We start from the raw sequence: 19,661 nt of genomic DNA, 5'->3' as shown, positions 1-19,661 counted from the left end.
TGTAACACTCTGTTACATTTTTATTTATATAAATACTTCATATGTGAAATAAAATGTAGAGTAGTAAAAATTGAAGAAGGGGTCATAATAAAGGGTTATTTCATATATGAAATAAAGGGGAGTTATATATGGAGTTAAAGTCAATGATACGCATTTTGGCAATTGTAGCTTTTTTTGTTGGATTAGATTCATTATTAGTGGCACCTTTATTACCAGTAATTACAGAAACAATTAGTATTCCTGATGGAAGTGGAGGGTTATTAATTACTATTTATGCACTTTGTTATGGAATAACTGCACCTGTACTTGGAACGATGTCTGATAGAGTTGGAAGGAAACGTATGATCATAATAGGATTTACTATTTTCTCTATTTCTACATTTTGTACGGGATTAGCGAAGAGTTTTGAAATTCTTTTATTATTTCGCGGCCTAACAGGTTTATCTGGTGCGATGATTATGCCAAGTGTTTTTGCATTAGTAGGTGATAAAGTTACATATGAGTCAAGAGGAAAAGCGATGGGAACGATTATGGGAGCAATGGTAGGTTCGACAGTCATCGGAGTACCTATAGGTGCATTTTTATCTGAAGTAGGAAATTGGCAATGGACATTTTATAGTATAGGACTATTAACTTTATTTCTTACATTACTAGTTAATCGCATATTAAGAAATGAAAAACAGAGAAACAATGTGCATGTTTCTATAGCGAAAACGTTAAGTGCGCCACTTAAAATGGTTTTAGTAAATGTTTCAGTTTTATTTGCATTATTAGCAACGTTTCTATGGACAATTGGATTACACGGCATGTTTTCGTACATAGGTGTTTATTATGGGAATAATTTTGGCCTTTCCGTTGGTGAAATAGGTGTTGTAATCTTTTTGGCGGGAGTTGGTAGTGTAGCTGGTAACATTTTGGGTGGGAAGTTAGCTGATAAAATAGGAAAGAAGAATGTTATATCCATTGCGAGTATTGTAACCTCAATAAGTGTAATATTATTCTCGCTTTCCATAGAAAATCTAGTAATTGCAATTACTTTACATATCATTTGGAGTTTATTTATTGGATTTGGCCAAGCATCATTAACGGCACTAATTTCAGAATTAAAACCAGATGTGCGGGGGACTGTGATGGCATTAAATAGCTCTGCCATGTATATTGGGATGACTATTGCTTCTGGCTTAGCGTCGCTTACCGTAAGTAATGGATTTCCGTTTTCTTCTTTAGGAATAATGTGTGCAATTGCTAGTTTACTCGTCCTTCCGATTATATTTGTTCTAGTTAAAGGAAAAGCATTATCTAATAAAAAGAAGATGACTATATAAGGAGTATGAAAGAAAACGTGGATTGATATTCTTCAAAGGATTTCAATTCATGTTTTCTTTCATATTCTTTTTATACTTTCATCACTTTTAATAGTGAAAGAAACGACTGTACTACAGGGGAAATCCATCTAGATTTATGATAGATTATATGACTTTGAATAACAGTTGACGTTTCGATAGGCTGAAAACAGAGTTGTTCTTTTTGACAACTTTCTTGTACAACGATGTAAGGAAGAATTGAAATTCCTAACTCACACATAACGGATTGTTTAATAACTTCAACGTTGGAAGTTTCAAATGTTTTAGCTGGAATATTCCCGCTTTGACGTAAAAAACGATCTACCATTGGTCTATAACCGCAGCTTTGTTCAGTAAAAATAAACTGAGTATCCTTTAATAAACAAAACGGATTAGATTGTGTAGAATAATGAGGTGGTAAAATCCATCCAAATGTTTCATTACTAAATGTACGCGTAATGAAATCATTATGTTCTATACATTCTCCAATTATGAAGACAATGTCTGTTTCTCCTTCACGTAATTTTTGTAATGCTTGTTCATTTGTATTTGTTTCAAGTACGATATTTACTTTCGGATTTTTCTGTTTGTAAGTACGTAATAATTGTGGTAAACGGTACACTGCTAATGATTCGTTTGATGTAATACTTAATGTACCTTCTAATTGATCGGTATTTTGAGGAATTTCTTGCGCTTTTTCATAAATTGCAAGTAATTCTAAAGCATAAGGATGAAATTGATGACCTGCTTTTGTAAGAAGTATTTTTTTCCCTAATCGATCAAAAAGAGGGAGGTGTAAATCGTTTTCTAATGCTTTCATATGCGCTGTTACAGTAGATTGCGCATAACCTAACGCGTGAGCAGCTTTAGAAAAGCTACCATACTTAACGATGGCACAAAAAGTTTTAACATGTCTCATTTCCATAAAAAATCCCTCTTTTATTATCATGATTTGTGAATGATTATATCACGTATTTCAATTTTCCAAATGATTAAATTCCTTATAAAATGAAATTGTAGAAATATTTATTCATTTAACATTGGAGGAGAAAAGATGAGTGAAAAGGGCTATCATGTAGCTATTGTTGGGGCTACGGGTGCAGTAGGTCAGAAAATTATTGAACTGTTAGAAAAAGAAACAAAGTTTAATATAGCTGAAGTTACGTTACTTTCGTCAAAAAGATCGGCTGGTAAGACAGTACAATTTAAAGGGCGAGAGATCATTATACAAGAAGCAAAAATAAATAGCTTTGAAGGGGTAGATATTGCCTTTTTTAGCGCTGGAGGAGAAGTTTCTAGACAATTTGTAAATCAAGCTGTCTCTAGCGGTGCAATCGTAATTGACAACACTAGTGAATACCGAATGGCACCTGATGTACCGCTTGTTGTTCCGGAAGTAAATGCGCACACTTTAAAGGAACATAAAGGTATAATAGCAGTTCCGAATTGTTCAGCATTACAGATGGTAACAGCTCTTCAGCCAATACGAAAAGTATTCGGATTAGAACGAATTATCGTTTCAACTTATCAAGCTGTATCGGGTTCTGGTATTCATGCGATTCAAGAATTAAAAGAACAGGCTAAGTCAATACTTGCAGGTGAAGAAGTGGAGAGTACTATATTACCAGCGAAAAAAGATAAAAAACATTATCCAATTGCATTTAATGTACTTCCTCAAGTAGATATATTTACGGATAATGATTTCACCTTTGAAGAAGTAAAGATGATTCAAGAAACAAAGAAGATTTTAGAAGACCCCAACTTGAAAATGGCAGCTACTTGTGTGCGCGTTCCGGTTGTATCAGGTCATTCAGAAGCGGTTTATATAGAACTTGAAAAAGAAGTAACTGTTGCAGAAATTAAAGAAGTACTGCTTGATGCACCAGGTGTTATTTTGCAAGATAACCCTAGTGAACAGCTGTATCCAATGCCATTATATGCAGAAGGGAAAATAGATACATTTGTCGGAAGAATTAGAAAAGATCCTGATATGCCAAACGGATTCCATCTTTGGATTGTCTCCGATAATTTATTAAAAGGTGCGGCGTGGAACTCGGTTCAAATTGCAGAAACGATGGTGGAAGAGGGAATCATTTAGTATTAAAAAACTAGGGAACTGTTAAAGGTTACAGTTTCCTAGTTTTTATTTTATAACTGTTCGCTTTATTCCAACCACATTTGATTTGAAAGACAGTAAAAAACATCAAGAATGAATACAGTTTATTTGGTACGATATGGATAAATTCAATAAGGGGGAATTAGATGTATCAAGTAAAGGGGTATTTTTCATCGCTCAAAGGAAGTCATTATGAAATCGGTAAGCAACAAGGTGAATTTGTAAAACAACATTCTTATCTTGTTCCGCAATTTATACAGCAAGAAAACTTAATATCGCCTAACCATTTTACAGAATCTAGAAATATATTAAATCAATATTGCTCTGGAATTAATGAAGAAATTGAAGGTTTTTGTGAAGTGTTGAAAATTCCTTCTAAAAATATGATGTATTACTATCAAACACTATTGAAAGCAGGTTGTAGTCATTGTGCAGTATTACCTAAAAAGACAGATTCAAAACACACATATGTATTAAGAAATTATGATTTGTCACCAAAAATAGATGATATGCGTTTTTGTTCAACTCATGTTGAAGGTGCGTATGCACATAGTGGCTTTTCTACTCAATATTTTGGCCGAACGGAAGGGGTTAACGAGCATGGATTAGCTGTTACATTTTCAGCATGTGGTCAACCAGTAGGAAATATTGAAGGTCTACGAAAGCCAGCAGTAAGTGGTTTACAATGTTTTGCAGTAATTCGACTGTTGTTGGAGAAATGTAAAAATGTGCAGGAAGCTAAGTCACTAATAGAAGAAATACCAATTGCTAGTAATATTAATTTAATAGTAGCAGATTCTTTAAATGCAGCACATATTGAAATATTTGACGGTCATAAATTCACAACAACGATTGATGGTGACAATCAAGCTTTTATTGTATCAACAAACCATGCAGTTAGTTCATCTATTCAGAAATTAAATAATAGGAGATTAGAACAATCTACAAAGAGATACCACGTTTTACATGAGCATTTAAATAGATATGAACAAGTGAGCATTGAGTCTTTAAAAAAGTTAGTAGAAGAAGAATATCCTGCTGGACTAACTGTACATAACTATGAAGAATGGTTTGGAACTTTACATTCTGTATTATTCGATTTACATGATCGTACAATGAAGATTTGTTTTGGATCACCACTTTTAAACGACTGGTACTCATTGAAAGTTGGAGGAAGCATGCCGTTTTCTGAGGTGAACGTGAACTTTAAAAATAAAACTTATACTGACTTTTGGAGGGAAGAGAATAATAAATTGATTCCAAAAGGATAAACGGGGTAATGTGGTGATATCTGGATGTATATACAGGAGGAAGTGCTATTGCTAAAAGTAGTGTTACCGATTGTTCTTATTTTATTTGTTTTCGTTTCAATGTATATGACTTATGAAAAAAGAAAAAAGCAGAGGTAAAAGGATTGAAGAGTGCGTTAACTTCAATTTGTTTCTTTTCGCTTGCAATTTTTAATTTGTTCGCATATTGGTTTCATTTCGGCGGTATGTTGACAGTGCTATTTTCAATCGTATTATTGTTAGTCGGGGCTTATTTTACAAAATATATTCCCATTTCCAAAAAGGTACACTAAAATTTATAGTTAATACTTTATTTCATTATGAAAAGAGATTATTCTACTAGGTCGTTATGAAATGACTTCATAGGATAATCTCTTTTGTTCGTTTAGCTTTGTAAAGAATGTACTGTTCTTTTTAGTTGTTCAATAAATTCTCGAGTTGTAGCACACATATATTTATCTTTTCTATAAATTAGTCCTATTTCAATTGTTGGAGTAGGGTTTTCTATTTTAATAGCTTGAATGTTTTTATTTTGTAAAAAGTCTATATATGGTTTGGGTAAAACTGTAATTCCCATTCCTTTGGAAACCATTTGGATTAAAGATTCCATCGTGCTAATTTCTAAAATTGGTCTTGGTTTAAAGTTGAATTTTTGACAGTGAGATGTAATTAGTTTGGTTAAAAAGAAATTTTTAGGTAAAAGAATGAAAGGGTAGTTCTGTAATTCAGCAATAGATACATAATTATGTTCAGCTAATTGATGACCAGTTGGTACGACTAATATAAGTTCACTTTTGTAGAGAGGGGTAGAAATAATTTCTTTATCTTGCACCGGGAGAAATGTAATTCCAATATCCAGTTCGTTTTGTAATAATTTTTCACGAATATCTCCAGTACGAAGCCCTAATACAGAAAGTTCTATATTGGGATATAAATTATTAAAATTTAAAATAGCCGTCGGTAGTAAATAATTTACGACGGTTAACAAAGCCCCTATTGTTAAAGAACCTTGCTGTAATCCGTTTAGGTCTTGAATAGCTGAACGAGCTTGTTCGACTTCATGAAAAATGTTTTTACTATGTAATAATAAAATCTTCCCTGCTTCAGTTAAAGATATTTTTTTACCAATTCGATCGAAAAGTGGCATTCCTACTTCATGCTCTAATGCGCGTATTTGTTGACTTAGTGAAGGCTGTGAAATATTTAATTTCTCAGCTGCTTTTGTGAAATGTAATTCTTTTGAAACAGCTAAAAAGTATTCAAGTTGTCGTAATTCGATTGGAATCACCTCAAGTATAATAATAGGTTATACCTATCATTATTATATAAATAATTGAATTGAACAATGATTTTAGAGATTTTATAATCATCTTTATCCTTTTCGGCAAGAAAACTCCATCTGATTTGTGTTACGGGTGAAACCCAACAATTCAGGTGGAGATGAATTGCCGTCAGAAGGTAGGCTGAACTCTGTTGTTTCGCTCATAGTAATTTTCCCAGTGCTAATGTTTTTTTCGTTTTACGATATAATCTGCGTAGATAAGGAGGGAATGGATTGTAAGATAACGAAATTAAATAATGATTATCATTATCATTTAGCTGCTTGAGTCAAAAGGAATTACGATGAAGAACATGTTTGCATGTTGTTTCATTTCGTTCCCAATATTGATTTATCAAAAGTAATGAACTCTCTAAGAAAGGTGGTGAAAACAATGGCTAGAAAGAAAGCAATGAAAGTATTACGGAAACAAAAGAAAAGAGAAAACATGCAACGATTCACGCAGAAACAGAATATTGGACGGGCTTGCTTGACTGCAAAAGAATTTCGTTTACTTCAGCGCATGTCGCATAGTTCAAAAGCGTTGCGAAATGTTGGCTTGTACACGATGAAACAAAGTTACTTGAATCATAACAGGATGGCTACTGTCAAAGAAGTGGACACTGCCATGCAAAATGATATGAACTACTCGGGCATTCAATCAAACTCTGTTCAAGCGATTCGTAGATCCTTATTTACAGAAGTGAAGAGCTTTTTTAAGGCATTGGAACAGTGGAAGAAAAATCCCGAGAAGTTCACAGGTCGTCCGAAGTTTCCGAATTATTCTCGTTCCACTGACAAGCGAATCATTGAAATCTATCAAGTGCCAAAAGTGGATGAGAACGGGTATTGGATCATTCCAATGAATGTTGCATTCAGAAAAAAATTCGGTTCCATTCAAATACGTATGCCAAAAAACTTAAGAAATAAAAAAATCTCCTACATTGAGATTGTACCGAAGCAAAAAGGTCGGTTCTTTGAGGTGCATTATACATATGAAATGCACGTTTCTCAAATGAAGAAACCATCCACGACTACGAGTAACGCTTTGAGTTGCGATTTAGGTGTAGACAGATTAGTAAGTTGCGTAACCCATACAGGTGATGCCTTCTTAATTGATGGAAAAAAACTAAAATCCATAAATCAATACTTCAACAAAATGATATGTAACCTCCAACAGAAAAATATGGACAATGGAATTTCAAAACGTATTGTAACGAATAAAATGGCTGCACTTTGGCATAAACGAGAAAGACAAATAAACGGTTACATTGCACAAACGGTAGGCCTATTGTTCAAAAAAGTGAAAGAATTCGATATAGATACGATTGTTATAGGGTATAACGCTGGTTGGAAACAAAACTCTCATATGGGGAAAAAGAATAATCAAAAGTTTGTGCAAATCCCATTTCAAAAATTGATGGCAGCAATTGAGAATAAATGTATAAAAGAAGGCATCCGCTTTTTTAAACAAGAAGAAAGCTATACTTCAAAAGCTAGTTTTCTTGATAAAGATCCGGTTCCAGTTTGGTCTAAGAATGATAGGACGCAGTATCGCTTTAGCGGCAAACGAATTACGCGTGGTCTGTATCAAAGTAAAGCAGGAACATGTATCCATGCTGATATTAATGGTGCGATGAATATATTGAAAAAATCAGGAGTTGTAGAATTGGATGACAATCTGAAAGTGAAAACGCCGATTCTATTAGAAGTGCAAAAACGTAAGGCTATTGCTTCGCGCATAGCTTAGTGGGTGCGTCAACCATCCATGTGTACGCGACTCGTCGGGGCTTGTAGCACACGCCGAAGTCATCTGAGTGGTGGCTTCTTCCATAGGGAAGAACTGCTCTTTTTCGAAAGGGTGGTGCAAGTGGGAAAACAATCATTCGTTGTCAGTACCAACCAAAAACAGACTTGAGGTGTTACCGTAGGGTAGCATGAATGCTAGAGCGTCAAACTGTCTAGCGATAGAAGAAAAGACCTAGCGTTCGAACTCAAGCTCCCACTGAAATGCTTTATCTCAGTGGGGGTAGTTGACATAACAGAGAGGGTTGTAAAAATTAACCGAGAGAAAATACATGTAACACCTTTAAAGGAGGAAATAGAATGGCTAATGAATTTCAATTATTATCTTTAAATATAGGATTACCAAAAGAGGTTACATACGGCGGAAAAGTAATTCATACAGGCATAAATAAGAAACAAGTAAAGGAACCAGTATATTTATCTTTTGTAAAATTTAATGGGGATGGACAAGCTGACTTAGTTCATCATGGAGGAGTAGATAAAGCAGTTTGTGTTTATACTGGTGATCACTATCCATACTGGGAAAAAGAGTTGAATCAAAATCTTGTATATGGGGCTTTCGGAGAAAATATAACAGTTAGTGGTATGCGCGAAGAGGATGTTTGTATTGGTGATACGTTTGAGCTCGGACAGGCAATCGTGCAGGTAACACAACCAAGGCAACCTTTTTTTAAATTAGCAAAAAAATATAACATTCCAAAGTTACCACTATATTTTCAAGAAACAGGATATACAGGATTTTATTTTCGTGTATTAAAAGAAGGATGGGTATCATCAGTCGATACTTTAAAAAGACTACAGTCTGATCCAAAAGGTGTTTCAATAGCGTTTGCTAACTGTATCATGCACAAGGAAAAACAAAATATTGAAGGGGTAAAAAGAATATTAGAAGTAAATGCGCTTTCAAGTAGTTGGAGAAAGTCTTTTGAAAAGCGTATAAGTGGAGAAGAAATTAATACGAAGGAAAGACTTGAAGGGAAAAAATAATAAAAAATATTTTTTTATAAATGGTGTATTTCTATGAGTAAAAACGAAGTAGAAAGCACTATTTTTATATAATAAACTCATTAATATTCAAAAATCCTAATATTGTTTTATTCGACTTATTTTCGAATAGTCAAAACATAAAATTAATTAGACTCTTTTTTTATATTTTATGATAGTATATTGATTGGTAAGACCTATTACTTTAAGGACAGGTTCTACAACTATATCTAATTGGATGGAATTAACGTATGGAGGGACAACATGGGGAATGTTGAAAATTTTGAAAAACTTCTTTTAGAAGAACCGAAAAGAGAGCAGTTATTTCCTTTATTTGAAGAAGTGTTTGGAATTACAATTCAAACATTGAATGATTTCTCAGAGAGAGGTTATTGGGATGATACATACAAAGCTTTATCCTTTTTACATGACGATAAAGCGGTTGCAAATGTTGCGGCATTCTCGCTACCATTGCTAGTAAATGGTGAAAGAATAAATGCAGCGGGCATTCAATCGGTAATGACACACCCTAATTTTCGTGGACAAGGACTCATGACGCAATTAATGAGTAAAATGATAGAAGAAATCGATAAAACATGTGAATGTGCATTATTGTTTACGGAAAAACCTGAACTATATGCATCATTTGGTTTTAAAGTTGTGCAGGAATATTTAATGACTATTCCATATGATAAAAAGAATAATAATGATTTCTCACTTAGAGAGCTAGATTATTATATGGAAGAGGATAGAAAGCTAATACATGAGACTATAGATAGTAGCCAAAGACTTTCAAATAATTTTTCAACATTAAACTTCCGCCCTTCGTTTTATTTGAATATGTATGATTCGGAATGGAGTGGAAAATTGTATTATTCAGAGAAGCTAGATGCTCTAATTGTGTATGAAGTAGATAATGAAAAGTTGAAATTATATGGAGTGTTTGCACCAGTAATTCCAGTTTTAGATGAAATATGTGGGGAGATCGCTGAAAGATTTACAGAAATCGAATTTTACTTCTCTCCAGATCAATTAGGGGTTGAGGATGTACAGTTTACAGAATTACAATCAAGTAAGTATTTAATGGTTCGAAGTAATAGAGAGTTGGATTTGAAAGGTTATAAATTCCCAGTATTAGTAGAATTTTAAATGTGCATATAGATGCTTTATTATGGAGGAACTATGAAAATATCACATATACCAGAACATATTGAGCAACTTACTATAATGAATGTACCTGAGTATTATAAGCTTAATAACAATCATGCGCTTATTGTCCGCTCGAAAGCCGAAACAGATTTTTGGCTTAAAACCCATTATGGATTCGAAGTAATGAATGGTCATGTATTTTATACAGAGACGATGACAGACTTTCAAGCTGAAGTTCAATTGCGTATGAATCCAAATTCAAAATTCGATCAAGCTGGTCTTTTTGTTATGGTTTCGGAAAAGTGTTGGTTGAAAACTTCATTAGAATATATTCCAGATGGTCCATCTCATTTAGGAGCTGTCGTAACGAATAATGGATATTCCGATTGGTCCACGCAAGACTTTCCGACAGAATTAGCTAACGAGCAACTTCGTTTTCGAATTGTTCGTAAACGTGGTGATTATACAATATATGTGAAGAAAATCCACCAATGGGAACAAATCAGAATCGCTCATTTGATGGAAGATATAGGGGATAAGCCTATTAAAATAGGTTTTTACACGTGTAGTCCTTCTAAAAATAATGGATTTGAGACTGAGTTTTTAGATTTTACAACTGAAAAAATATAGATGAAAAACCGTATTCTTTTCATTGAGAATGCGGTTTTTATATTTATATAATACAAAGCACATTTATTGACCGAAAAGTCATTAATGCTTATCATTTAATAATGTTAAATATTAATTTACATAATATAATAAAAGTAAGAAAGAAATTACAAACTATATCGCTTAAATAAGGGGGGATATGAATTATTCGTTGGTAATTTCATAGAAAAAGGAGATTATGTATGAAATCATTTCGCAAATTATTACAGTATTTAAAACCATACATGTTCTTCGCTATTATTGGACCGCTATTTATGGTACTTGAGGTTGCGATGGACTTAATTCAACCGACTATTATGCAACATATTATTGATGTTGGGATAGCAAATCGGGATATGAATTATGTAATAAAAATGGGACTTCTTATGATAGGAGCTGCAGCACTCGGTTTAGTTGGAGGACTTGGGTGTATGATGTATTCTACAAAAGCAGCTGTTAATTTCGCTACTGACATACGAAAAGATGTGTTTGCGAAAATAGAAACATTTTCTAGTGAAAATCGTGATTCGTTTGGAACGGGAAAGTTATTAACAATTGTTACAAATGATATTACTTCTATTCAATCGGCGATGACGATGACATTACGTGTTCTTGTTCGTGGTCCTTTGTTATTTATCGGAAGTATAATAATTGTTTTTATGACAGCGCGTGAGTTATTTCCTATATTACTCGTAGTCGTTCCAATTTTATTACTTGCGATTATATTCATTGCGAGTAAAGCAAGCGGGACGTTCGGAAAAGTGCAAGAAGCATTAGATAAAGTGAATACAAAGTTACAAGAAAATTTATCTGGAGTACGTGTGATTAAAGCGTATGTAAGACAAAAATATGAAATTAATCAGTTTGGAAATGTTAATACAAATTTAACGAAGATAAATATTCGAGCGGTGCAGCTTATTTCCTTAATGATGCCAATCATTATGTTAGTTGTAAGTGGCGGAATTGTCGCAACGTTATGGGTTGGTGGAGAGAAAGTATTTAATGGAACCCTTCAAGTAGGGGCTATATTAGCATTTATAAACTATTTGAATATTATTTTAATGTCACTTATGTCTATAAGTATGGTATTTATGCAAATCGCGCGAGCATTTCCGTCAGCGGATCGTGTACAGCAAGTTTTAAATACTGACGTTGATATTATGACCCCCAAAAATGCGCTTGCACCTAAGCAAATTGAGGGACAAATTGAATTTAAAAATGTTAGTTATAGTTACACGAAAAATAATGAATATGTTTTAAAAGATATTTCATTTCGCATAAGTAAAGGTGAAAAAATCGGGATTATTGGTTCTACAGGGAGTGGTAAATCTACTTTAGCAAAATTATTACCGCGCTTATACGATGTTGATCAAGGGGAAATATGCATTGATGGAATAAATGTTAAGGCGTATGATTTACAAAAACTTCGTGCGTCAATCGGGTTTGTACCTCAAAAGGCATTGTTGTTTTCTGGTAGCATAGAAGAGAATTTACGTTACGGTAAAGAAGATGCATCAAATGACGAATTGGAAGTAGCAGCTTCATCAGCTTGTGCGACTGAGTTTATTAACAAGCTGGAAGATTCATATCAATATCATTTAACGCAAGGTGCGACGAATTTGTCAGGTGGCCAAAAACAACGTGTATCAATTGCAAGGGCGCTTGTGAGAAAGCCATCCATTCTTATATTAGATGATTCTACATCAGCAGTGGATGCAAAATCAGAATCTAACATTCAATCGGCATTAAGAACAGAATATAAAGGAACAACAACATTATTAATCGCTTCTAAAATCTCATCTATAATAGATGCTGATAAAATTCTCGTTTTAGATAACGGTGAATTAGTTGGTGATGGTACACATGAAGAACTGTTAGAACAATGTGAGGTATATAAAGAAATCTATCTTTCCCAAGGTGGTAATTTATATAAAAAAGGTGGGAAAGAACATGCGTAATTTTCAAGGACAATTTGCTAATAAAGGTGGGCGTAACGCACCAAAGATGGGGAAGGCTAAAAATACGAAAGGAACTGTGATGAGAGTATGGAACTATATGGGCTACCAAAAGGCTGCCCTTACGTTCGTTATATTCTTAGTGTTTGTTACGACGTTACTTGGGTTATTAGGTCCGTATTTAATGGGAGTAATTATCGATCAATATATTGTACCGAAAGATTTAAGTGGTACGGCGAGAATGTGTTTGGTACTTATCGCGATTTATGGTGTAACAGTATTATTAACTTGGTTACAAACATTTGTAATGGTTAATGTTGCATTAAAAACGATACAAAAAATAAGACAAGATATTTTTGAGAAAATCCAAACGCTTTCTTTACGGTTCTTTGATGTACGTTCTCAAGGGGATTTAATGAGTCGTGTAACAAATGATATAGATAATTTGAATCAAGCGTTGACACAAAGTGTTGTACAAATTATTTCATCAGCGCTAACTTTTATAGGTGTGACGATTGCGATGTTCGCATTAGATTGGATTTTAGCGATTGTTACTTTAATTACAGTACCTATTATGTTTTTCGTTACAAAAAAACTAGTTGCTTATAGTGGTAAAAACTTTGCAAAGCGTCAAAAAGATTTAGGAGAATTAAATGGATTTATTGAGGAAGCTATAACAGGTGCGGATGTTACAACGTTATATGGGAAAGAAAAAGAAACCGTACAAAATTTCAATAAAATTAATGAACAGCTAAGAGTTTCTGCAACGAAGGCGGATACATTTTCAGCTTTTATTTTTCCGAGTATGAACTTTATTAACAACTTAGGTATGGGACTTGTAATTGGGACTGGGTCAGTAATGGTTTTAAATGGAATGACAACAGTAGGTGTCATTGCAGCTTTTATTAATTATTCTCGTCAATTCTCAAGACCACTCAGTCAATTCGCAACTTTAATGAATACGATTCAAGCAGCAGTTGCTGGTGGGGAACGTGTCTTTGAAATTATGGATGAAGTGCCGGAAATCAAAAATAAAAAAGATGCATTCGTTGTACAAAATTTACAAGGACATGTTGCACTCGAGAATGTTTCATTTGGGTATGAGGAAAATAAAACGATTTTAACAGAAGTGAGTCTTAAAGCGCGGCCAGGGGAGACAATTGCTTTAGTAGGTCCAACTGGATCGGGCAAAACAACAATCATTAATTTGCTAACGCGCTTTTACGATATACAGCAAGGGCAAATTCATATTGATGGAAAAAACATAAAAGAATATGATATGAATTCGTTGCGAAGTAAAATAGGAGTAGTTTTACAAGATACGTATTTATTTGCTGGGACGATTATGGATAATATACGTTATGGTCGATTAGATGCTAGTGATGAAGAGGTAATCAATGCAGCTAAGGCAGCATCTGCACATTCTTTTATAAAACATTTACCGAATCAATATGAAACGAAAATTGCTTCAGAAGGATCGAATTTAAGTCAAGGACAAAAACAACTTCTTGCGATTGCACGGGCAATTTTAGCAGATGCAGATATATTAATTCTCGACGAAGCAACATCTAATATTGATACGAGAACAGAATTACAAATACAAGAAGGACTAAACAATTTAATGAGAGGTCGAACAAGTTTCGTAATCGCTCATCGACTGAAAACGATTGAAAAAGCAGATCAAATCCTTGTTATAAAAGATGGAAGTATTTTGGAAAAAGGGAACCATGAATCTCTCATGGAAGATAGAGGATTTTACTTTAATCTGTATACGAGTCAGTTTAAAATTTAATAAGAATTTTTGATAGGGTGCGGTTTCTCTGGAAAGGAGACACCGCATTTTTATATTTGTAAACATTACTATCTAAATATTCGTTCACTAAATGTTTTAACTGCGTCTTTCTTGCATACAAAGTAAAACATACAAATGGTAGCAACCTTAATGAGTATTTCACGTTCTATTTAAATGTTTTAATGATTTATTAAAAAAAGACACTGTTTCCAGTGTCCCAACTTACTACGAGAGTTTTATCCCGCATTAACAGGCAGTAAGACCCCCACCTCAAAATTCAGCGGAAGCAAAGAAGTTAGGTGGGGATGAACAAAACCCCCCACTGATTAAAGTTTCACCTTGTGAGGAAACTTAAATAGGTGAATCTAAGTTTCTCTATAATATATGAAACTACAATTAGAAAATCATATATTTTTTAAAGAAGTTAATGGGTAATTGTACGTGCTAAAATCTTTATTAAAAATATCCTGTACTAATTGGATAGTTTCATAGTCATAAAAGCTATCGTATGTTGGGAGGCGTGGGAATAAAGGATCGGTAATATCAGCATCTGCAAAATTACCTCTAAAAATCGCCCTGTCTTTCTGATGATGCCATGATTTGGTTAGTATGTGTAAAGGAGAAGTTTTTAATTGATATGTTTGTTCTAAGTGCTCAATTTCAGTAGAGAAATTTTCAAGGTAGATATACTTTGTAACAAACTCTTCCTCACCTGGTTCATATTGCTGCATTAAATGTGGATCTACTTGTTCTAAATCTATCATTTGCTCTTTTAAGTAGTAGAGAAAGATTTTAAATGAAATAGGTTTATTACAAAATTCATTACCATAATAAAAATTCCGAATAGGATTCCATGCTGGGTTTTCTATGTAAGGGGGGGCAATTAGTGAAAAAAATGAACTTACAGCTCTTATATAGGGGTTCCTCACTAATTTATAGGTATCTTTTCCGTTTGTATTTAAAGCTGCAGCTAGTTCAATAAAGTAGTCCGAGGAGTTTTTGTATATTTCATTTTCATAATTATGGATGAAAGAATCGTATTTTATTGCTTCTTTAAATAAATTTATTTGATAAAAAAACCAATGTGCAAGAGAGGTACAGCCACTTTTTTGACTCCAAAATAAAATCAAAGGGAAGTTAGAATTAAAGAGGGGAACGCGTCCGTATTTAATAATATTTGAAAAAGACATTATTAGCCTCCATTCAGTTATGTCAAGTACTTTTAGCTTATGAATAAAAGACTTGGTATATGAACAAGAAAAGAGAAGTAGAATAGATAATTTAAAATAATACAAATTTAAAAATAAAAGAGTCATTTGCAAAGAAAAAAAGAGCTTGCAAATGGATAAACTCTTAGAAAAAATAGATTTTATGAGCACTGAATTACCATATACCTTATGTTTTATTCTGCATGATCGTGAAAAAACATTGAATAAAAGGAGCATATATTTAAATGTGTTCCTTTAAAAGGTGGCAGCTCACAAGGCTTAATTTATAAGCTGAATACGTGTGCAGCCCGTATTTAAAAAGGACAGCTAGCAAAAGCTAACTGATAAGCCTTCGGGTATGAAGGGGAAACAGAAACAATATATACATTATTAACGTGATATTGGCTTTTATTCGGAAGTAGAAGAAATAAATAAGTTTAGGCTGTTCCAACTTGACTTTGGTCGGCAACATCAGAATCAAATGTGTTGGTTGCACTAACACCGTTAAATGTATTAAGCACAAAAGCAACATTAGATGCACCTGAACCATTATAAGCTTTTGTATTTTCTTTTGGAGAAACATTATAAAAATCACCTAAGTTGAAAGAACCGTTACTATTTTGTGCAACCATATTTCCGACAATAGATGGCATAACTTTCACCTTCTTTCCTAGGAAGTACTTAACTTAGTATATGGTGTATGTGTCTAGTGGTTCATCTGAAACGGAGAATTTTGAAATGAAGTAAAAGTTCAATAGAGTAAATCCAACGGAGGGGAACCGTATCGTATGAATCAATTTTCATTTTTTGAGGATATCGGTGAAAAGGAAATGCGAAGACTTGTGGTGAAGGAGCTAAAAAGCTACAAAGCATTGTGCGTCAGAATGAAAAATCAAGAAGATCAGGAAAATTAACGAAGAGAGTGTGTTTATAAGCTAGTACATTTATATATTGAAAAACTAGTTAAGCAGGGAGAAATAAAGGAAGTAAAAAGAAGCAGAAGAAAAAGATGATTCTAGAAAAAGCAACCAGTTGGGTGCTTTTTCTTTTACACAAAACAAACTCAATGAAAAAAACAGCGATGTATGAGATTTTTATACTAGTCAGTTTGAAATTTAATATAGTGCGGTTTCTCTAGAAAGGAGACACCGCACTATTATATTTGAAAAGATAATTAGAAATGTAGAGTTGAAACTTTTATATATATACGAATTGTTAGCAAAAACTAGCAGCTTCAGTGACAGATGGAAGAATTAATTTACGTGGAATTGTAATAATCTCAAGAGCCATCTGTGCTGAATAGATAAGTATTGGAGTTAATTCTAAAGTGTGAGTTAATAATAATATAAAGCTTGTTAGGATTGCGAAGCTCCCCCAAAAGAAACTTTTTGAAGTGTTACGGAAATCTTTTATTAAAGAAAAGAAAGAAAAAAATGCTGTAACAATGAGTATCAAAAATTTATATTTATCAGTCATTAAACTCCTCCTTGAGACCAGTAACTTATATTATAACGCATTTTTCTGTATTATAATAAAAAGATTTTGAAATGAGTAGTTTAAAGTCATAAATACTGCAACTTAAAGGGATGGCGGATTACCTTGATCGGAAAGGTTGGTGGTATGAAATTAAGTGAAATTCTAGTTTAGTAGAACAGAAATTTTTAAAAATGATAGGACATAAAAAGAGGATTACTTATTATGAGTATTCCTCTTTTTATAATGTTACCTCGTATAAATATGATTAGATATAGAAGATTTCTGTTTTAATACATAATAAGTAATACATGTAAGTCAGAGGTTCACCGGAAATTTCAAGTATATTTACAAAACATATATTTAAAAAGAAAAAAATGAGAATTTGAATTTAATTAATTACTATTGAAATAGCACTAAAAACTAATAAGACAGCCATAATGATGTTAAATGATGTAGTATGTTTTAATAAAAATTTTTGGAACATAGAACCAAATAAGCTCCAACTGAATGTACTCATTAACCCGACTACACCTAGAAATAATGAGAAGAGTAGAAAACTTGAATATGAATTATAGTAAGGGAGAATAAAAGTTGACACTACAGTCAGCCCGAATAGTATCCCTTTAGGATTAACAAATTGAAGAAAAATCCCGACTGTAAATAAGTTTTTATTATGTTTTTCATCTGGATCTGCACTAGTTTTACTAGTGAGTATTTTAAAGGCTAAATATAGCATGTATGCTACACCTAAAATTTTTAAAGGGAATTCAATTATAGGTAGGATATTAATTAGTACAATATTAAAGAAGCTACATAATGAAGTGAGGATGAAAAAACCGAAAGCTACTCCAAAGCAAAATTGCATACTCTTTTTTAAACCATGTTGATTGGCGTATGTCATAGCTAAGAAATTGTTAGGACCGGGTGTGAAGCTACATATAATAACAAATAACAAAAAAGAAAATATAGGCATTTCAAAACCCCCTAATTATTTGGTGTATGTTATAATGGCCGAAAATAACAATATAACGTGTGCTTTTTATTATACATAACGGTCGTTATATTGTATATAGTTTAGGAGTGTTTCTTATGGAAGAAATTCAACTTATTCTGGCAAAAAATTTAAAAACAATACGAGAGAAAGAAAAATTAAGTTTAGAAAAAGTTGCCCAATTAACAGGTGTGAGTAAAACAATGATTGGACAAATTGAACGTGGAGAGTCAAGTCCAACATTAACAACGATATGGAAAATAGCTAATGGGTTGAAAGTGTCTTTTACTTCTTTAATTAATAATCCCCAACCGGATACGAAAGTCGTTTTACGAAGTGATGTTCAAGCATTATTAGAAGACAATGGGAGATATAAAGTGTATCCATCTTTTCCTTTTCAAGATGATAGGAACTTTGAAATCTATACAGTTGAAATTGAAACTGAAGGAAAATTAAGTTCGGAAGGCCATAAAGAAGGGACCGAAGAATTTATAACGGTGTTTGAAGGGGAATTGACAATTGAAATAAATGATTGTCAATATAAATTAAATAGTGGGGATTCAATTCGCTTTAAGGCGGATAGATCACACTCTTATCATAATTTCGGAAGAACGCTAACTAGGTTAAGTATGACCATATATTATCCGATTATATAAAATTACTATTGCATGAAGAATATAAAGAAAAGTGCGTTGATAAACCATCTATAAAAGATGGTTTTATTTTTGAAATTCATAAAAAAGGACACTCGTTTGAGTGTCAACATAGTATTGCTCTCGCGTATAGGATTGGAGTTTGTTTCTCATATACGTATTGAGATGGTTCGCATTTGAGAAACTACTTTCACCTTTAATGTAACATTGGCAGAGAGCAGTGTAAATTGATAATGTATATACGGAAAATTTAGTATAGATACTTTGTACTATGAATATAGTACAAAGTGTTTCTTATTGCAAAATCACTGTCGTGAAGTTATTAATATATAAGCTTAAGGAATGATGTAATAGTTACTATTTTAGCATTTAAGAATGATTATTATAAAAAAGAACGAATCATTTTTTAATCGATTCGTATAATTGTTAAAGAGGCACCTGTTGAACCACCCTCAACTAAATTAACTATGGATAATACGCCGAATAGTTGAAGTGAAATTGTATTACCAGCAATTAAATTGATTATTAAATTATTATTATAATTTGAAGTTGATATTTCGGTTGAAAAGATAGATCCGGAAAGTGGAGTCGAAGAGTTTAATAGTAGCGATTTAGTATTTGGGAATGGAACTATCATTTTATTATATTAATACTACTAGTTATAGTAACGGTAAAAAGTTTACTTTGTGTAAAATCATTTGAGTATGAAAAAGTAGTTATGGAATTTTACTAAAATGATAGAGGTTTTATTTTGTTAATCAGTAAACAAAATGTGGAATGAGGTAGTAAATTGAACAGTAATGAAAAATTATCTTTGAATAAAGGGATGGTAAGACCAGAGAATATTGGACCTACTTTTCCGGTTCTTCCGCCAATTTATATTCCAACAGGAGCAACAGGAGCAACAGGAGCAACAGGAGCAACAGGAGCAAC

At 33.0% G+C, this 19,661-nt stretch carries 19 protein-coding genes and 2 pseudogenes; 14 read left to right on the top strand and 7 right to left on the bottom strand.

The window, feature by feature from the left end; genetic code table 11:
• Positions 1-128 precede the first annotated feature (128 nt).
• Positions 129-1,325: an MFS transporter gene (locus tag MR083_RS19765; protein WP_242269740.1), complete on the top strand. Its 1,197-nt coding sequence runs from the start codon at positions 129-131 to the stop codon at positions 1,323-1,325.
• Positions 1,326-1,395: 70 nt separating this feature from the next.
• On the opposite strand, the gene MR083_RS19760 is transcribed toward MR083_RS19765, so the two are convergent.
• Positions 1,396-2,268, bottom strand: a complete 873-nt coding sequence (locus MR083_RS19760; protein WP_016717483.1) for a LysR family transcriptional regulator — start codon at positions 2,266-2,268, stop codon at positions 1,396-1,398.
• Between the two features lie 129 nt (positions 2,269-2,397).
• Between MR083_RS19760 and MR083_RS19755 the strand changes: the two genes are divergently transcribed.
• The 3 genes and pseudogenes from MR083_RS19755 (at position 2,398) to MR083_RS19745 (ending at position 5,041) form a co-directional block, all read left to right on the top strand.
• Entirely contained in the window at positions 2,398-3,441 is a 1,044-nt protein-coding gene (locus tag MR083_RS19755) for an aspartate-semialdehyde dehydrogenase (protein ID WP_046646967.1), read from the top strand.
• 164 nt (positions 3,442-3,605) lie between these two features.
• Positions 3,606-4,730, top strand: coding sequence for a C45 family autoproteolytic acyltransferase/hydrolase (locus MR083_RS19750; protein WP_242269739.1), 1,125 nt, complete (start codon positions 3,606-3,608; stop codon positions 4,728-4,730).
• 24 nt (positions 4,731-4,754) lie between these two features.
• Positions 4,755-5,041, top strand: a pseudogene (locus MR083_RS19745) (hypothetical protein).
• A gap of 92 nt (positions 5,042-5,133) precedes the next feature.
• Here the strand turns inward: MR083_RS19745 and MR083_RS19740 are convergent.
• Positions 5,134-6,036 (bottom strand): LysR family transcriptional regulator, encoded by a 903-nt coding sequence (locus tag MR083_RS19740; protein WP_000612231.1) that lies wholly within the window; start codon positions 6,034-6,036, stop codon positions 5,134-5,136.
• 424 nt (positions 6,037-6,460) lie between these two features.
• Between MR083_RS19740 and MR083_RS19735 the strand changes: the two genes are divergently transcribed.
• The 6 genes from MR083_RS19735 (at position 6,461) to MR083_RS19710 (ending at position 14,400) form a co-directional block, all read left to right on the top strand.
• On the top strand, positions 6,461-7,816 hold the full coding sequence (locus MR083_RS19735) for an RNA-guided endonuclease TnpB family protein (protein WP_000101432.1): 1,356 nt from the start codon (positions 6,461-6,463) through the stop codon (positions 7,814-7,816).
• A 356-nt stretch (positions 7,817-8,172) separates the two neighbouring features.
• The gene (locus tag MR083_RS19730) at positions 8,173-8,859 is read left to right on the top strand and encodes an MOSC domain-containing protein (RefSeq protein ID WP_242269738.1); all 687 of its coding nucleotides are present in this window, start codon (positions 8,173-8,175) and stop codon (positions 8,857-8,859) included.
• A gap of 261 nt (positions 8,860-9,120) precedes the next feature.
• The gene (locus MR083_RS19725; RefSeq protein ID WP_000528687.1) at positions 9,121-10,005 is read left to right on the top strand and encodes a GNAT family N-acetyltransferase; all 885 of its coding nucleotides are present in this window, start codon (positions 9,121-9,123) and stop codon (positions 10,003-10,005) included.
• A 33-nt stretch (positions 10,006-10,038) separates the two neighbouring features.
• Positions 10,039-10,635: a DUF1349 domain-containing protein gene (locus MR083_RS19720; RefSeq protein ID WP_000703152.1), complete on the top strand. Its 597-nt coding sequence runs from the start codon at positions 10,039-10,041 to the stop codon at positions 10,633-10,635.
• Between the two features lie 221 nt (positions 10,636-10,856).
• Entirely contained in the window at positions 10,857-12,611 is a 1,755-nt protein-coding gene (locus tag MR083_RS19715; protein ID WP_242269737.1) for an ABC transporter ATP-binding protein, read from the top strand.
• Entirely contained in the window at positions 12,604-14,400 is a 1,797-nt protein-coding gene (locus tag MR083_RS19710; protein WP_242269736.1) for an ABC transporter ATP-binding protein, read from the top strand. The genes MR083_RS19715 and MR083_RS19710 overlap by 8 nt, the downstream gene beginning before the upstream one ends.
• 404 nt (positions 14,401-14,804) lie before the next feature.
• Here MR083_RS19710 and MR083_RS19705 read toward each other — a convergent pair whose 3' ends face one another.
• Positions 14,805-15,590 (bottom strand): sulfotransferase family 2 domain-containing protein, encoded by a 786-nt coding sequence (locus MR083_RS19705; protein WP_061680673.1) that lies wholly within the window; start codon positions 15,588-15,590, stop codon positions 14,805-14,807.
• Positions 15,591-16,045: 455 nt separating this feature from the next.
• Positions 16,046-16,261 carry a spore germination protein gene (locus MR083_RS19700; RefSeq protein ID WP_001139344.1) on the bottom strand — a complete coding sequence of 72 codons (216 nt, stop codon included), beginning with the start codon at positions 16,259-16,261 and terminating at the stop codon, positions 16,046-16,048.
• Positions 16,262-16,396: 135 nt separating this feature from the next.
• Here MR083_RS19700 and MR083_RS27860 point away from each other — a divergent pair, with 135 nt between their 5' ends.
• Positions 16,397-16,522, top strand: a complete 126-nt coding sequence (locus MR083_RS27860; RefSeq protein ID WP_014893752.1) for a hypothetical protein — start codon at positions 16,397-16,399, stop codon at positions 16,520-16,522.
• A gap of 301 nt (positions 16,523-16,823) precedes the next feature.
• On the opposite strand, the gene MR083_RS19695 is transcribed toward MR083_RS27860, so the two are convergent.
• The gene (locus MR083_RS19695) at positions 16,824-17,084 is read right to left on the bottom strand and encodes a hypothetical protein (RefSeq protein ID WP_000130518.1); all 261 of its coding nucleotides are present in this window, start codon (positions 17,082-17,084) and stop codon (positions 16,824-16,826) included.
• Positions 17,085-17,176: 92 nt separating this feature from the next.
• Between MR083_RS19695 and MR083_RS28195 the strand changes: the two genes are divergently transcribed.
• Positions 17,177-17,242 carry an N-acetylmuramoyl-L-alanine amidase C-terminal domain-containing protein gene (locus tag MR083_RS28195; RefSeq protein WP_367633995.1) on the top strand — a complete coding sequence of 22 codons (66 nt, stop codon included), beginning with the start codon at positions 17,177-17,179 and terminating at the stop codon, positions 17,240-17,242.
• Positions 17,243-17,472: 230 nt separating this feature from the next.
• Here the strand turns inward: MR083_RS28195 and MR083_RS19690 are convergent, their stop codons facing one another.
• Positions 17,473-18,057 carry a LysE family transporter gene (locus MR083_RS19690; RefSeq protein ID WP_001121303.1) on the bottom strand — a complete coding sequence of 195 codons (585 nt, stop codon included), beginning with the start codon at positions 18,055-18,057 and terminating at the stop codon, positions 17,473-17,475.
• A 59-nt stretch (positions 18,058-18,116) separates the two neighbouring features.
• Here MR083_RS19690 and MR083_RS19685 point away from each other — a divergent pair, with 59 nt between their 5' ends.
• Positions 18,117-18,731 carry a helix-turn-helix domain-containing protein gene (locus tag MR083_RS19685; protein ID WP_116733353.1) on the top strand — a complete coding sequence of 205 codons (615 nt, stop codon included), beginning with the start codon at positions 18,117-18,119 and terminating at the stop codon, positions 18,729-18,731.
• A gap of 403 nt (positions 18,732-19,134) precedes the next feature.
• Here MR083_RS19685 and MR083_RS19680 read toward each other — a convergent pair.
• Positions 19,135-19,335, bottom strand: a pseudogene (locus MR083_RS19680) (BclA C-terminal domain-containing protein); the annotation flags it as partial.
• A 183-nt stretch (positions 19,336-19,518) separates the two neighbouring features.
• On the opposite strand from MR083_RS19680, the gene MR083_RS19675 reads away from it, so the two are divergent.
• Positions 19,519-19,661, top strand: a 143-nt coding sequence (locus MR083_RS19675; protein ID WP_242269742.1) for an exosporium leader peptide-containing protein, incomplete at its 3' end; no start/stop codon positions are given.

It is taken from the genome of Bacillus cereus group sp. BfR-BA-01408 (assembly GCF_022663305.1).
Taxonomy (GTDB): domain Bacteria; phylum Bacillota; class Bacilli; order Bacillales; family Bacillaceae_G; genus Bacillus_A; species Bacillus_A pacificus.
This window is presented reverse-complemented; position numbering and strand designations above follow the sequence as displayed.

What these genes read in the sequence shown, in the direction of transcription:
- MR083_RS19765 (WP_242269740.1), top strand. Translation starts at nt 129, where the DNA reads ATGGAGTTAAAGTCAATGATACGCATTTTGGCAATTGTAGCTTTTTTT.
- MR083_RS19760 (WP_016717483.1), bottom strand. Translation starts at nt 2,268, where the DNA reads ATGGAAATGAGACATGTTAAAACTTTTTGTGCCATCGTTAAGTATGGT.
- MR083_RS19755 (WP_046646967.1), top strand. Translation starts at nt 2,398, where the DNA reads ATGAGTGAAAAGGGCTATCATGTAGCTATTGTTGGGGCTACGGGTGCA.
- MR083_RS19750 (WP_242269739.1), top strand. Translation starts at nt 3,606, where the DNA reads ATGTATCAAGTAAAGGGGTATTTTTCATCGCTCAAAGGAAGTCATTAT.
- MR083_RS19735 (WP_000101432.1), top strand. Translation starts at nt 6,461, where the DNA reads ATGGCTAGAAAGAAAGCAATGAAAGTATTACGGAAACAAAAGAAAAGA.
- MR083_RS19730 (WP_242269738.1), top strand. Translation starts at nt 8,173, where the DNA reads ATGGCTAATGAATTTCAATTATTATCTTTAAATATAGGATTACCAAAA.
- MR083_RS19725 (WP_000528687.1), top strand. Translation starts at nt 9,121, where the DNA reads ATGGGGAATGTTGAAAATTTTGAAAAACTTCTTTTAGAAGAACCGAAA.
- MR083_RS19720 (WP_000703152.1), top strand. Translation starts at nt 10,039, where the DNA reads ATGAAAATATCACATATACCAGAACATATTGAGCAACTTACTATAATG.
- MR083_RS19715 (WP_242269737.1), top strand. Translation starts at nt 10,857, where the DNA reads ATGAAATCATTTCGCAAATTATTACAGTATTTAAAACCATACATGTTC.
- MR083_RS19710 (WP_242269736.1), top strand. Translation starts at nt 12,604, where the DNA reads ATGCGTAATTTTCAAGGACAATTTGCTAATAAAGGTGGGCGTAACGCA.
- MR083_RS19705 (WP_061680673.1), bottom strand. Translation starts at nt 15,590, where the DNA reads ATGTCTTTTTCAAATATTATTAAATACGGACGCGTTCCCCTCTTTAAT.
- MR083_RS19700 (WP_001139344.1), bottom strand. Translation starts at nt 16,261, where the DNA reads ATGCCATCTATTGTCGGAAATATGGTTGCACAAAATAGTAACGGTTCT.
- MR083_RS27860 (WP_014893752.1), top strand. Translation starts at nt 16,397, where the DNA reads ATGAATCAATTTTCATTTTTTGAGGATATCGGTGAAAAGGAAATGCGA.
- MR083_RS19695 (WP_000130518.1), bottom strand. Translation starts at nt 17,084, where the DNA reads ATGACTGATAAATATAAATTTTTGATACTCATTGTTACAGCATTTTTT.
- MR083_RS19690 (WP_001121303.1), bottom strand. Translation starts at nt 18,057, where the DNA reads ATGCCTATATTTTCTTTTTTGTTATTTGTTATTATATGTAGCTTCACA.